General features: G+C 34.8%; 19 protein-coding genes. 7 read left to right on the forward strand and 12 right to left on the reverse strand.

What is annotated here, in order from left to right; all coding sequences use genetic code 11:
* Positions 1 to 114: 114 nt before the first annotated feature.
* Positions 115 to 411, reverse strand: coding sequence for a hypothetical protein (locus C0Q33_RS08120; protein WP_101478103.1), 297 nt, complete (start codon positions 409 to 411; stop codon positions 115 to 117).
* Positions 412 to 617: 206 nt separating this feature from the next.
* On the opposite strand from C0Q33_RS08120, the gene C0Q33_RS08125 reads away from it, so the two are divergent.
* On the forward strand, positions 618 to 1,364 hold the full coding sequence (locus tag C0Q33_RS08125; protein ID WP_101478104.1) for a hypothetical protein: 747 nt from the start codon (positions 618 to 620) through the stop codon (positions 1,362 to 1,364).
* A gap of 41 nt (positions 1,365 to 1,405) precedes the next feature.
* Here the strand turns inward: C0Q33_RS08125 and C0Q33_RS08130 are convergent, their stop codons facing one another.
* Complete coding sequence (locus tag C0Q33_RS08130; protein WP_101478105.1) at positions 1,406 to 1,636, reverse strand: hypothetical protein; 231 nt, start codon at positions 1,634 to 1,636, stop codon at positions 1,406 to 1,408.
* A 153-nt stretch (positions 1,637 to 1,789) separates the two neighbouring features.
* Between C0Q33_RS08130 and C0Q33_RS08135 the strand changes: the two genes are divergently transcribed.
* Positions 1,790 to 2,131: a hypothetical protein gene (locus C0Q33_RS08135; RefSeq protein ID WP_101478106.1), complete on the forward strand. Its 342-nt coding sequence runs from the start codon at positions 1,790 to 1,792 to the stop codon at positions 2,129 to 2,131.
* Here the strand turns inward: C0Q33_RS08135 and C0Q33_RS08140 are convergent.
* From C0Q33_RS08140 to C0Q33_RS08150, 3 genes are all read right to left on the reverse strand, one after another.
* Positions 2,124 to 2,831: a Snf7 family protein gene (locus tag C0Q33_RS08140; protein ID WP_320416819.1), complete on the reverse strand. Its 708-nt coding sequence runs from the start codon at positions 2,829 to 2,831 to the stop codon at positions 2,124 to 2,126. The two genes, C0Q33_RS08135 and C0Q33_RS08140, sit on opposite strands and share 8 nt — an antisense overlap.
* A gap of 87 nt (positions 2,832 to 2,918) precedes the next feature.
* Positions 2,919 to 4,058 carry a redoxin family protein gene (locus C0Q33_RS08145; protein WP_101478108.1) on the reverse strand — a complete coding sequence of 380 codons (1,140 nt, stop codon included), beginning with the start codon at positions 4,056 to 4,058 and terminating at the stop codon, positions 2,919 to 2,921.
* The gene (locus C0Q33_RS08150) at positions 4,055 to 4,795 is read right to left on the reverse strand and encodes a cytochrome c biogenesis CcdA family protein (RefSeq protein WP_101478109.1); all 741 of its coding nucleotides are present in this window, start codon (positions 4,793 to 4,795) and stop codon (positions 4,055 to 4,057) included. The genes C0Q33_RS08145 and C0Q33_RS08150 overlap by 4 nt, the downstream gene beginning before the upstream one ends.
* 164 nt (positions 4,796 to 4,959) lie before the next feature.
* Here C0Q33_RS08150 and C0Q33_RS08155 point away from each other — a divergent pair, with 164 nt between their 5' ends.
* On the forward strand, positions 4,960 to 5,706 hold the full coding sequence (locus C0Q33_RS08155; protein WP_101478110.1) for a carboxypeptidase-like regulatory domain-containing protein: 747 nt from the start codon (positions 4,960 to 4,962) through the stop codon (positions 5,704 to 5,706).
* Between the two features lie 2 nt (positions 5,707 to 5,708).
* Here C0Q33_RS08155 and C0Q33_RS08160 read toward each other — a convergent pair whose 3' ends face one another.
* The 3 genes from C0Q33_RS08160 to bioA form a co-directional block, all read right to left on the reverse strand.
* Positions 5,709 to 6,836: an aminotransferase class I/II-fold pyridoxal phosphate-dependent enzyme gene (locus C0Q33_RS08160; protein ID WP_101478111.1), complete on the reverse strand. Its 1,128-nt coding sequence runs from the start codon at positions 6,834 to 6,836 to the stop codon at positions 5,709 to 5,711.
* Positions 6,826 to 7,806, reverse strand: coding sequence for a biotin synthase BioB (gene bioB / locus C0Q33_RS08165; protein ID WP_101478112.1), 981 nt, complete (start codon positions 7,804 to 7,806; stop codon positions 6,826 to 6,828). Before bioB ends, C0Q33_RS08160 begins: the two co-directional genes overlap by 11 nt.
* Before the next feature lie 302 nt (positions 7,807 to 8,108).
* The gene (gene bioA, locus C0Q33_RS08170) at positions 8,109 to 9,422 is read right to left on the reverse strand and encodes an adenosylmethionine--8-amino-7-oxononanoate transaminase (protein WP_101478113.1); all 1,314 of its coding nucleotides are present in this window, start codon (positions 9,420 to 9,422) and stop codon (positions 8,109 to 8,111) included.
* A 137-nt stretch (positions 9,423 to 9,559) separates the two neighbouring features.
* Between bioA and C0Q33_RS09610 the strand changes: the two genes are divergently transcribed.
* Complete coding sequence (locus tag C0Q33_RS09610; protein WP_281258848.1) at positions 9,560 to 9,694, forward strand: hypothetical protein; 135 nt, start codon at positions 9,560 to 9,562, stop codon at positions 9,692 to 9,694.
* A gap of 6 nt (positions 9,695 to 9,700) precedes the next feature.
* On the opposite strand, the gene C0Q33_RS08175 is transcribed toward C0Q33_RS09610, so the two are convergent.
* Both C0Q33_RS08175 and C0Q33_RS09375 read right to left on the reverse strand, forming a co-directional pair.
* Positions 9,701 to 10,096: a hypothetical protein gene (locus C0Q33_RS08175; protein ID WP_101478114.1), complete on the reverse strand. Its 396-nt coding sequence runs from the start codon at positions 10,094 to 10,096 to the stop codon at positions 9,701 to 9,703.
* Between the two features lie 3 nt (positions 10,097 to 10,099).
* Positions 10,100 to 10,276 carry a hypothetical protein gene (locus C0Q33_RS09375; RefSeq protein ID WP_165776482.1) on the reverse strand — a complete coding sequence of 59 codons (177 nt, stop codon included), beginning with the start codon at positions 10,274 to 10,276 and terminating at the stop codon, positions 10,100 to 10,102.
* Positions 10,277 to 10,566: 290 nt separating this feature from the next.
* On the opposite strand from C0Q33_RS09375, the gene C0Q33_RS09380 reads away from it, so the two are divergent.
* Complete coding sequence (locus C0Q33_RS09380; RefSeq protein WP_165776483.1) at positions 10,567 to 10,713, forward strand: hypothetical protein; 147 nt, start codon at positions 10,567 to 10,569, stop codon at positions 10,711 to 10,713.
* A gap of 24 nt (positions 10,714 to 10,737) precedes the next feature.
* Positions 10,738 to 10,965 carry a hypothetical protein gene (locus C0Q33_RS08180; protein WP_101478115.1) on the forward strand — a complete coding sequence of 76 codons (228 nt, stop codon included), beginning with the start codon at positions 10,738 to 10,740 and terminating at the stop codon, positions 10,963 to 10,965.
* A 9-nt stretch (positions 10,966 to 10,974) separates the two neighbouring features.
* Here C0Q33_RS08180 and C0Q33_RS08185 read toward each other — a convergent pair whose 3' ends face one another.
* The gene (locus C0Q33_RS08185) at positions 10,975 to 11,184 is read right to left on the reverse strand and encodes a KTSC domain-containing protein (protein ID WP_101478116.1); all 210 of its coding nucleotides are present in this window, start codon (positions 11,182 to 11,184) and stop codon (positions 10,975 to 10,977) included.
* Positions 11,185 to 11,438: 254 nt separating this feature from the next.
* On the opposite strand from C0Q33_RS08185, the gene bioD reads away from it, so the two are divergent.
* Positions 11,439 to 12,131, forward strand: a complete 693-nt coding sequence (gene bioD, locus C0Q33_RS08190; RefSeq protein WP_101478117.1) for a dethiobiotin synthase — start codon at positions 11,439 to 11,441, stop codon at positions 12,129 to 12,131.
* On the opposite strand, the gene C0Q33_RS08195 is transcribed toward bioD, so the two are convergent.
* Entirely contained in the window at positions 12,121 to 12,660 is a 540-nt protein-coding gene (locus C0Q33_RS08195; protein WP_133121049.1) for a hypothetical protein, read from the reverse strand. The two genes, bioD and C0Q33_RS08195, sit on opposite strands and share 11 nt — an antisense overlap.
* Positions 12,661 to 12,696 lie beyond the last annotated feature (36 nt).

Below are 12,696 nucleotides of genomic sequence, written 5' to 3' on the forward strand. Positions count from 1 at the left end.
TCAGTTTGTGGGTAGCCTTCTCTAATTACTCACTACAATATCTTAAGTTTCAAGTGGATTTTTATGAATACTTTGGTAGATTCTTTTCAAACCTTCCGATCTTTTAGATCTCAACTAAACATTCACGGTATGATCATGTCTATAGCCACAGGCCTGACACAGAAATATTTGATGCAAATCTCCTTTGACGTCTTTTTTTATTTCGGAAACTAGTTTGTCCATGGCAAGTCCCTTTCTTGGACAGTCATCATTGGGGCATGGCATATCATAATCTAATATGTGCTCCAAACAAAAGTATCCTCGCTTTGAGGAATAATTTCCTTCTTTACCGCACTTTTCTTTGTCGCAATTTCTTTTCTTGTACACAGAATCTTTTGGAATTCTGTTTGCAGGTATGTCCAATTCATCCATGTCATGTGTTGGTAATTCTAGTATTTTTTAATTATTTACTTTCTTGATTGTCTGCTGATAAATTTTACGCTGAATGAAGCAATGTTTTTACTCTCGCTAATTAGGAATAATGTTTCAAAACTCGAATATGGAAATATGCGGAATAACCTATTGTCAGTCATTATTACATGCAAGTGGATATCAAGTTCAATTTTGTCTGATGTGTGATGAGATTTGTACTGGTAATTGCTGGTATGTTGCTTACAATCCTGTCAGTTCCGATGCATTACTATCTACCACCTGTCTTATCTACTGTAATTCACTCGTTTGTTGGTTCAATGTCTCTTGGAAATGTTAATTCTGTATCAATGCTACGGCAGATGGGGTATCCATCCATGCACCAAGTGCTCTCTGTTCTTCAATACTTGATTATAGGGACGGGGGTTGCAGGAGTGGGTCTTGTGATGTTTGGATTGATAGCAAAAAAAGCACCCAAAACAATATCCGTAAAACTGGTTACTGATGAATCTCTTAAAGAATTACACATTGGAGGTCAATCACTTGGTTCAAAAACAATGAAGAGTGTGCCCAATACTGAGCCTTCAAAAGTTATGTTCGAAACTGTAAATGATGTTCTTGGCAAATTGGAAACTGAACTAAAAGATATGAAAACGGGTTACGAAGATCATAGGCAGAAGATAGAAACTGAGAAAAAGAAATTGGAGCAAAGACAAAGAGAAAAATTGGCTAAAATTATCGCCACTGGGGAAGTTTTGATTAAGGAAATTGCACCAGATAACTTTGAAGAAAGAATAAAACATTATGTTGAATTAAAAAATGCAGAGACGGGGCAACCAGTAGATCTTTCGTTACTTGCTGAAAAATTTGCCAAGATGAAACAAAAAATGGATTCTGCGGATAAGAATTATACTCCAAGTGAGTTTGAGAGTATGAAGAGATTTTTAGACGAGTAAAATAACGACATTTAGAAACTTTATGTTTTATGTGTACATGATTAATTCTGATTTTGAGATTTACGAAGATTTTCTGCCAGCGCTAGTTTTGCATCCATTATGCCTTTTAGCGCACTATCTATTCTGGCCAAGTGTTCGTTTACTCCCTCTGCATCGTTTCTTATATTTCTCAATTTGATTGCCTCTACTTCAAGCGAAATATCTGAAAGATACTCTGTAAATATCTCTGAGAATGAGGGTAATTTTCCACCAAGTGTGAGACGGTGATCCATTAATTATATACCTAATCCGTAGTATAAAAAAACAGTCTGCCAAAAATGGAAATACAGATCACATATCAATCGAGTGGGAAAATTTAGTTTGAACCTGGAAGCGATGCTGGTTTACCTCTACACTAATTAGATAGTATGTTTCAAAATTCGAATATGGAAATATGTGAAATCACTGTACGCGTATCAAAAAAACCCACCGATGCTCAAATTCAAAAAATCCAGGAATGTTTTGCGGAAATTCCTGTGGAAGAGATCCTGATGGGACTAAATTTTGCCAAAAACAGATGGACTGCTAAAGATGCAGGAGTTCTCAAAGTGGGAAGAAAGAGTATAATCAATAAGGAAATTCATTCTGTAACATCAGAGCAAGCTCAGTGGAGGTTAAAAAACTGGAAGATGATGATTGCAAATTACAGAAAACTAGGATATAGCTATCCAACAATATCTAGAATAAAGAAGCATTTTATAGAATTGAGTAAAAAGCGCTCTAAATAGGCTCTGGCGCTTTAGTAGTTGTAGAACCAAGTGATGGGGGAAGTTCCGGAAGGGTCTGTCTCACATGTCCTTCTAAGATTGATTGAGCTTCTTCCAATATTTGGTTTGTCTCGGAATTTGTCGTATCCACAGTAAAGTTGTTCTCTCCGCTTACTGAGGCGCCTGACATTATCTCTCCTAGTATGTTTGACAAGTCCGCCATGGATGAATCGGCTGCTGGCATTAATCCATTTAGGCCTGTTCCAAGTCCCTTTATTATTGACATACAAGGACTTAGTGTCACTACAACATCTCCAAGTTCTGATATTGTGTTTAGTCTTAGTTGAATTTGTTCCATGGCTAATTTTGCATTTGTTACCATGTTGTTCATTTTTCTAATCTCGTGTAATTCTGTAGCATAGGCGTTAGAATATGCCTTATTATGTGATCTTACGGCATCTACAACTTTTTTGAAAATAAAATCATCTTTTTCCTTTAATTTTCTTGAAATGGAATCTAATTTTATGACTTGTAACTGTAATTTTTTCTGAGCCTCATCAATTTTTGGCTTTAATGGTGCATCTGGTTTTACCTTGTCTATTACCCTCTGTGACAGGCTTTCTTTCTGTACGTTCCATTTGTTTGTAAAGTTCATTTTAGACTGCTCCATGATTGAAAATGTTATTTTAAACAACCATGTTCTTAGTTGATGTGTAACCACGGTGACATGGATCTATGGTTACATGAAAGTCTTACAATAATGATTTGATATGTTTCTAAATTCGAATTTAGAAATATTATATCTTGATCATCCAAAGGTAAATGTGTATATTTGAAATCCTGGGTGAGCAATGATTGTAACTGTATGAGAGCCTTGCTGTTTTGACGATATTATGTTATATAGTCTATGATCAGAGATGCTAGCCGTTCCATTTTTGAGATCCTGACCTGCGTCATCACTTGTAACAACATTACCATCTAGTAGTACCTGTATGTTATCTCCAGTTCCAGATGCAACAATGTGGACATCTTTTGCAGAATATGGAAGGACTATCTTTCCATTATCTGATACTAGTTTCATACTATCATTGAGATTTTGCCATTGTCCATCCAAGTAGAAATGATCATTTTGTAAACCAGATGGGATAGTATAACTTACTATTTTTTCTGGTTGAAGTCCTTCTGAATTTCCAAGAAAGTTTCTATCTTGCATAAAGTCATAACCAAAATAAAGTTCTGGAGTCTGTATGGCAGAAAATTGATGTTCTTGCAAATTGACAAGAGTTTGATCTGCTGTCATGTTTAATCCTAGTCTGGTTGCTCTTTGGTCAAGTAATTGTTGAATGACTTTTTCTGTGGTATCATACTCTCCTTCACCAAAATGCGTGTGTCGTATATGCCCTAAATCGTCTGTTATGTATTCTGCAGGCCAGTATCTATTTGAAAATGCATCCCATGTCATATGATCACTGTCTAATACTATTGGATATGTCAAGCCATATTTTTGAGCGGCCATTTTTACATTGTTAGGATCTTTTTCAAACTCAAATTCTGGCGAATGTACTCCAATTATTAATAATCCTTTGTCAGCATATTTGTCATTCCATGCTTTAAGATATGGAAGTGTTCTGATACAATTTATGCAACTATAAGTCCAAAAATCATACAAGACCACCTTGTCTTTCATTTCTGATTTTAATTCTTGTGGTGTTGTGTTGATGTAGTCTGCAATTCCCACCAAGTCGGGTGCTACTGGAAAATTATTTTCGTCAGGATATGAAATTAACTTGCCAGTTGTATTGTTTGTCGGTCCTTGTTTTTCTAAAAGTATTTGATTACTTGCACTCTGAGCAGTTTTATCAAGTGATGTAAAGAAAGCACTAATTCCACCAATTGCGGCGATTATGATTATCGCACCAATTACTGCGGTTTTAATCTCTTTTCTCAAGATGTTCCTCCTAATAGTATGTTATTTAGCAGCGGAAAACTTGCAATGGCAGCTAGTTGATTTGTATATACTAAAACTCCCAAGATGATGATAAGCGAACCCATGATTATTGAATAATATTTCAAATGTTTGCTCATTGATTTGATAATTCCTGTAAATCTTGAAAAGAATACTCCCATCAAAATAAATGGAATTCCAAGACCAAGTGAATAGCTAAGTAGTAGAATAAATGCATGACTTGGAGTGGTAGCAGCAAGTGTCAGAATACTTCCAAGGATTGGTCCTATGCATGGAGTCCAACCTGTTGCAAATGCTAGACCAAATACAAATGAAAGTGGATAGCTTGACTTTGTCCTGTTTGGTAAAATCTTTTTCTCAAAATTAAGTTTTGAAATCTTGGATGATAATAACATGAATGCACCAAATGCAATTATTATTATTCCTCCAACATGATTAAATCCTGCAAGTAGTGATGTGGCAGATGCCGCAAGTACGCTATTTAGAATTACTCCGAGAACCGAAAAAACAATAGTAAATCCTGCAACAAAAAATAATGTATTTAGTATGATGTTTATTCTGCTTGTAACAACATTGATTGTTCCATTATTTCTCTGAATCTCTGTAAGTGTAGTGCCTGAAATATATGCCAGAAATGCAGGAATCATTGGTAGTATACACGGTGCAAGAAATGACCCAAGTCCTGCTATGGCTGCAATTCCTACAGTTAGTTCTACCATGCCTAATTTGTGCTGTTTTTTTATTAATACCTTGTTCCAAATCTATTCCAAATTGGAACTGCCTGGACCTTTCTCTCAAAATTGGACAGGTGACAAACATTTGAGTCTCTAGGGAAAAAAGTTAGATTTTACCGGTTAACACTGAACACAAAAAGTACTGAGAGTTGAAAGAAATTCAAATAGTGTCAATCTCAGTTGCAATTCTAGTCTTTGTTGTGGGTTTTTCCAGCATTCAGGAATCATATTCTACACTTACTTACAACATGCTTGTCAATGTACATCCAGAAACTAATCCTATAACTCAAGGAGACTTTCCAGTCCTTTTGGGAAATGTTACAGACCAGGCCTATAGACCAGTTACTAATGCTAACGTTTTCATTCTATTTGGCTCTGAGGCAGTAACTACAACTACTGATAATCTTGGTAACTTTAGATATCAATCTGCAATACCATCAACTCCTGGAACTTATGAGATTGATGTTACTGTCACAAAGCAAGGCTATATCAAACAACTTGCTAGTTCAACATACACTGTAAATCCTTATTCTACTACAACCACAATCGGAAATGTTACTACATCTGTATCAAAAACAGTAACCGGATTACCGGTAACTTCTGGAAACTATACTGTTTATCTTGGAAAAGTTGCTCAATGGAATCTTGAGACTACCTGTATGGTAGACTTTTCTAACAAGTACATGCGATTCTTAAAAACATGCGACTTGTATAATCTAGAACCTCAAGATTATCAACAAGATCAACCAGTCATACCAGTGGTCACAGTTATACAATACAATAATGAATACAGACTATTCCCTGATAACATTTACACAGAATCATTCTATATGGATAATGGGACGCTCAATAGCTTTGTTAAATCTACATGGCAGAGCTATGTTGCACCAAATTAACACTAGGTAATACCAAATTTTTTACCTGCTTTTTCAAAAACATTTAATGATTCTAATATTATTTTCTCCGAAAGCCAGTCTGTAACAGATATTCTTATTCTGGCAGAACCAAGATTTACTGTAGGATAGCGTATTGGCTGGGCAAATATCTTGTTACTCTTCAAATATTTTGCAAATTCAAGCGTCTTCTTCTCATCTCCTATCATGATTGGCATGATCTGACTTTGGGATTCGATTGTATATCCAATTGATTTTAATCCTTTACTGAATTGTTCTATTTTTTTCCATAAACTGAGTCTTTTTTTTTCCCTGTTTGTCAAGAATCTCTTTAATGCAAAATCTGCTAAAAATCCTGGCAATGCCGATGTGTAAATAAAAGGTCTTGAGGTGTTCACTGCGAGTTCAATAATTTCCTTGCTAGCAGTCATGTATCCACCAAATGCCCCCAGGGCCTTACTTAGACTACTGATGTAGATGTCTATGTTTTTTTCAACTCTGAAATGATCTGCAGAGCCTTTTCCGTCACGACCTGCTACAAAATCTCCATGAGCGTCATCAAGTATGAGAAACGCATTATTTTCTTGACATACTTTTGAAATTTCCTTTAATCTTGCAAAATCTCCATTCATTGAAAATATTCCTTCTGTTATGACAAACTTGCGGTGTGCCTTTTGCCGTATTTTCTTTTCCAAGTCTGAGATATCATTATGTTTGTAAACTAGTTTTTTTGCATAAGATAATCTGCATGCATCTATGATACTTGCGTGGTTTAATTCATCACTTAATATCAAATCATTTTTTTGTGTTAAAATAGAGATTGCCCCAAGATTTGCCATATATCCTGTAGGGAAAACAAGTGCTGCATTTTTTGATTTATGTCTTGCAAGGTTATTTTCAAGTTCTTTAAATGAAAAATCATTTCCAGCAATTAATCTAGAACTTGATTGTATCTGTGATACTTTGTATGTAGAAGAAATTCCAAGATAATCATTTGATGATAGATTGAACAGTTTTTTTCCATTAATTGTTATGTAGGGACCTGAGATTTTATTATACACAAGTGTTCGATACAGGTTTGCCTTCTTGATTTGATCTAATTTTTCTAAAATGAATTTATCTCTAGGCTTCAAGGCCTATTTTTGATATCATTTGAAAATCCTCTGAAGGGGAATTGCCACCTATTGTCAGGTATCCTCCTGTGATGATTCCGTTTGCCCCTCCTAGAAGCACCTTTTCTTGGTCGTTTGCAAGGTATACTTCTCTGCCTCCAGCAATCTTGAGTATGGTCCTTGGCATCAAAAATCTGAATACTGCTATTGTTCGTAGTATTTCTGATATTGAGAGCTTTGTCTGAATCTCAAGCGGTGTTCCTTTTTGTGGTACTAGAATATTGATTGGACACTCTTCTGGATTAAGCCCTGCAAGATCAAGACCTAGTTCTAATCGTTGCATTCTTGTTTCCCCCATTCCTATTATTCCGCCACAACACAATTCCAGTCCTGCATTTTTAACAATTAGATTTGTCTGCATCCTGTCATCATAACTATGAGTCGTACATATTTTTGAAAAGAAGCTTCTTGATGATTCAAGATTATGATTATAACGTTTTACTCCTAGTTTTTTTAATTCTATTGCCATGTCTTGATTGATAAAACCAAGAGAACAATTGACTTCAATTCCCACTTCATCGTTGATCTTTTTTATAATTGTGGAAATTTGCTCAAAGTCTTTTTCTGTAGGCCCACGCCATGCGCACACAAGACAAAAGCTCTTGACACCATCTTCTTTTGCAAGCAATGCATTTTGTACTATTGTCTCTGGTGGCAATAGTTTGTATGTGTCTATTTCAGTTTTGTAAAATGCGGATTGGGAACAAAACGAGCAGTCTTCTTGACATTTTCCTTTTTTAGCATTTATCAAAGATTCTACATCTACAACATCACCACATAATTTTCGTGTAATTTCATTTGCTGCATCAGATAAAATCTGAAGTGAATCATCTGACACACTAATTAATTTTTGAGCCTCTTCTTCTGAAATTCTATGTCCTGCTAGCACCTTGTCACGACAAGATATTATTAAATCAGTTTCGCTAGTCAATGTCTATCCTCTTGTAAATCCATTAATTAAGATTATTTTAATTGTAAACCTAGAATTTGACTATGGTTTACCATGGCTTTGTGGGTTAGATTCTAGTGGGGCAAATGTGCGGTCTGGTCTTTAGATGTCTTTCACCGCATTTTTCACATGTGATGTATTCTGAGAGGGGGTTTGAACACTTGTGCATCTCATCTGGCTGTAAAACCTTGTTACATGTAGGGCAAACTCGAATCTGTGGCATATTTTAGTCATAATCTGTACTTCAAAGATGATTATAGCACTTTATCTGGGAACTAGTCTACTCAGATCTGGGCTGAAACATTCTTGATTGTCTTTATGGTTCCATCTAGTAGAAAATCCAATTCTTTTTCAGAGATTGCAAGTGGGGGAATTACCATCACGATATTTCCAAGTGTTCTTTGATAAATTCCATGTTTTTTAGCCTCTATGAAAATTTTCTGGGGTAAGCGTTTCTGTAGTGATACAGAACTCTTTGTTTTCTTGTTAGATACAAGTTCTATTCCCATTAGCAATCCCTTATGTCTTACATCCCCCACTAGATCCAAATTGGAAATCTCTTCAATGCGTGACTGGATTTGTATTGCACGCTTCTTGATTTTTGATATTAAATTATATTTTTTGTATAACGCAATATTTGTAAGCGCAGTGGCACATGCTATTGGATTTCCAGTAAAAGTATGTCCATGGAAAAAATGTTTCATGTCTTTATAATCTCCGAGAAATGAATCGTAGATCTTTTTACTTGCTAACGTGGCAGCAAGAGGAAGATATCCGCCAGATAACATTTTTCCAAATGATGCTATATCTGGAATGCTTTCTTGAGTTTGATATTCTATCATTGATCCCAGTCTTCCAAAACCCGTTGCAATCTCATCTAGTATGAACAAAACATTATATTTTTTGCACATCTTGCTAATTTTTTTCTGAAAACCTTTTGGATAAATCGCCACTCCTCCTGCTATCTGGGCTCCGCTTTCCATGACAAATGCCGCAATGTTGTCATTTTTAGCAAGTGTTTTATCTATTTTATCAAGACAGAATTCTTGATAATCATCAAAAGAATATCCTTTGGGAATTCTATATCTGTTAGGTGATGGAGTTCTTAAAACTTGGAACAACATGGGTTTGAATTTTGAAAAGAACAGTGGTACATACCCTAATGACATGGCGCCTACAGTATCGCCATGATACCCATTCTCAAGTGAGACAAATTTTGTCTTTTTCTTCTCACCTGTGTTTTGCCAGTATTGTAATGCCATCTTGGCAGAGATTTCCATTGCCGTGGAGCCGTCATCTGAATAGAATACTCTGTGCATCCCCCGGGCAAGTTTTACCAATTTTTCTGCAAGTTCTTCTGCTCTGTTGTTTGTTAAATTAAATAATGAAGAATGTTGTAACTTTCTTGTCTGTTTTATCATCGAATCTGTTAATTCTTTGTTAGAGTGCCCCCATACATTGCACCACATGCTTGCCACTCCGTCCATCATGGCGTTTCCATGTGTATCGTAGAGCCACATTCCTTTACCTTTTGAAATTACATCAAATTTTGGCCAGTCTTTCATCTGTGTGTATGGATGCCAGACAAAACTACCCATGGAGTTTTTCAACTGTTCTGATTAATAACGATATAAGCAAAATCACCGTCTCTTGATTATCTATTTTTTTGATTTATTTTTTACATCAGGATGAACAATAGCAATTGCTAAACATTAGTTTGCCCTACTTATAATGGATGAAAAAGACTAAACGTAAACCTGAAAATCTGATGAAAAAAGAATACTTGGAATCATATGACGAATTAAAAAAATCAGTTATAGCGCATCAGGAACGAGAACAAAAGAAATTAAAATCTACATCTGAAAAATAGTCTCTTTTATAATTTAACGCCTTTTGATAAATCATCTTTCTTTTCAGGTGTATTATCAACTACTTTCATTGAAGTGTCATGTATTTTTTGGGAATCATTGTTATTCGTTCCGGCATCAAAAATAATTCTGATCTCTGTTATTCTTTTTACCATGTTTCCAAAATCTCCAATCTTGGCAAATGCGTGATAGCTGCCCTCTCCGAATCCAGTCTTTGATACTATGCCATGTTTAAAATCTGTATACAATGACAATTTTGCTATTTTTTCTTTTTCACGTAGTTCTTCAAATTCCCTATGTGTTAGTACATTTGCAGGATCCGCGATAATTATTTTGCCAGTATCCACCCCTATGACGCCTATGTCTTTCCATTCATAAGTTGGCACATCTTTGTTTTCTGACATTTCTTAACTTCCAGATTCTCCTGCTATGGAACCTTCTTCGGCTTTTTTGATTTCATCCGATGCCTTTAGGTCTTCATAAATTATACGAATGCCTTGAACACTTAATCCATCTACTCTGACATGTTTTTCTATCATTTTCTTCATTTCTTCCAATGTTGCCTCGTTATTGTTTTCTGTCATTTTGTCATCCTAACAAAAATAATTTTGTATCTCTTAACCACATTCTTCAATTCTAATTCATACTTCCATTTTTAATTTTGTGATTAGGGCATATTTTTAGATTCATTAACGATACTGATTGTTGTCTTACATACTTAAGTTATGTACATTTATCATTCTGTTGAAAATTTCATCTGTAATTCATTTTTACAATGGATGAGACTGTAAAACAGAATAGTATTTTCATATGTGAAAACTCCTAAAATCATCATTATCGATGAGTTTAGATGGTGCGCCGAGAATAAAATGTGATGAATAGACAAGATCTTACCGCACTATTACATGAATTAATTTCAGAACAAAACAAATGTGATAGTGAGTTGTACTTTGAAAAGAAAACCAATTTCGACAAAAGAGATGATGTGATGAAAAAGATATTAGATTTAAATGATGCCTGATTAGGGGAAAAATGAAATATGACCATGAAGCGAGCTATTGAAATGTTGGAAAGGTTGGCCAATCACCCAAAAAAGAAAATATCTAATGAACTTCTTTTAAAATATGAGCAGGATTTCAAGGAAGGAAAGCCAGATACCTTTAACAATCTTATAAAATTACTTAGGGAGAATATAGAATCAGATCATGGGTACATCCAAGACATACTTGAGGAATTACAACCAAAGAAATATTCTCCACAAAAGAAAAAGTAGAATGGTACGTTAAATCTTCTTACGTCTATACCTATTCTTGATGAATCTTTCATAATATTCACCATGTGACAATGCTTTCATCAAATTATCATAGATTTTTTTTGATACTCCAAAATATTGATAAGTTCCACCCTGTTGAAACTCGATTTCCAGTATTTGTGTGGGTTCGTCGTAACCAATAGATCTTAGATTGCTGGACTTGACTCGTATTCTTTCCATGTCTAGTCTTTATGTTGGTGTTTTCCAAGTCTACAAATTGAACAGATGTATTTTCCATCCTTGTCTGCTGTAAAAAGCTGAGAAGTACAATGACATTCGGTGCATTGGCATTTTTCAGTCATTACATATGTGATATATTGACTAGTACAAAATAGTTGTTCGAAAATGTCGGAATTTCCCTAAAAATAACATGTTATTAAATAAGCAGCGTAATGTTAAGGTGGATTATTAAATAACATTGATGACTATCTTTTGTGAAATCATATTTCATAACTGGCACTGATACGGGAGTTGGTAAAACATCAATTACTGCTGCGTTGGCTGCATGCATTAAGAAACTTGGAGTAGATGTAGGCGTTATGAAACCCATAGCAACAGGAATTCCACAAAAAAGTGGTTTCAAGTCATCTGATGCATCTGTTTTATCGCAAGCTTGTGGAGTGGATGACTCTGAAGATCTTGTAAATCCAGTCTTTATGCCACTGCCTGCTTCTCCATACGATGTTAGCAAAATACTTGATCTTAAATTTGACAAAGAAATAATTTTTGAAAAATTTGAGAAATTGAAAAACAAACATGAAATGTTGCTTGTAGAAGGAATTGGGGGAATTATGACTCCGATTTCACGAGATTATTTTGTAGCAGATTTGATAAAAGCCATGGGCCTTGAAACAATTATTGTTACTAGGTCTACATTGGGTACACTAAATCATACTATGATGACCGTCAAGACTTGTCATGATTATAAAATTCCAATCAAAGGAATAATTGTTAATAATTATGACGAAAAGGGAGGAACCGCAGAAAAAAATTCTCCGTCAACAATATACGAAATCACAAATGTTCCCATTTTAGGAATATTACCGTTTGTAAGAGATTATCAGAATCTTGAGATGATGATTTCTCACGTTGAAAAAAATATTGATTTGAAATCTCTTATATCTTGAAAATTTTTAATTTGGACTGTTTCTTGGTAGATAAAAAACTAATCAAGTCATTTACTATGTTTGCAAATGTTATGGTATCTTTCAGAGTATAGACTCTGGTCTCCACTGGTATGTCTTTTTCAAGAACTACCCAAATATTATTTGAATTTGGTTGTATTTTTTTGATTTTTTCAATTTGAGATTTTATGCTCTCAACATTATCTGTTTTTGGAAAAGACACTATGATAACATCTTGTGGTGAGGCAGTTAATGTCCTAGTGTCTGGAACTGCAATATCTATCTCAACAGACTGGAACAAAGTCTTTCGCTGACTTGGAATCATGGATACTGTTAGTAGATAATGTAACAATCCTTCTGCAACTGCACCACAAGTATCAGATTCCACCGTCTCATTTTTTTCAAGGTTTAATATGCAATGCTCAAAAATGACTTTGATGACATCTGGACTTTCACCTTGAACGATATCTGAAAGTATTCGTTGCTCTCCATAATCTGATATTGCAGAATATATGATTTCACTTAATTCCAAGACATTTTCCATATGGAATGTCATAAATTAATGTTA

Source organism: Candidatus Nitrosotalea bavarica (assembly GCF_900167955.1).
Taxonomy (GTDB): Archaea; Thermoproteota; Nitrososphaeria; order Nitrososphaerales; family Nitrosopumilaceae; genus Nitrosotalea; species Nitrosotalea bavarica.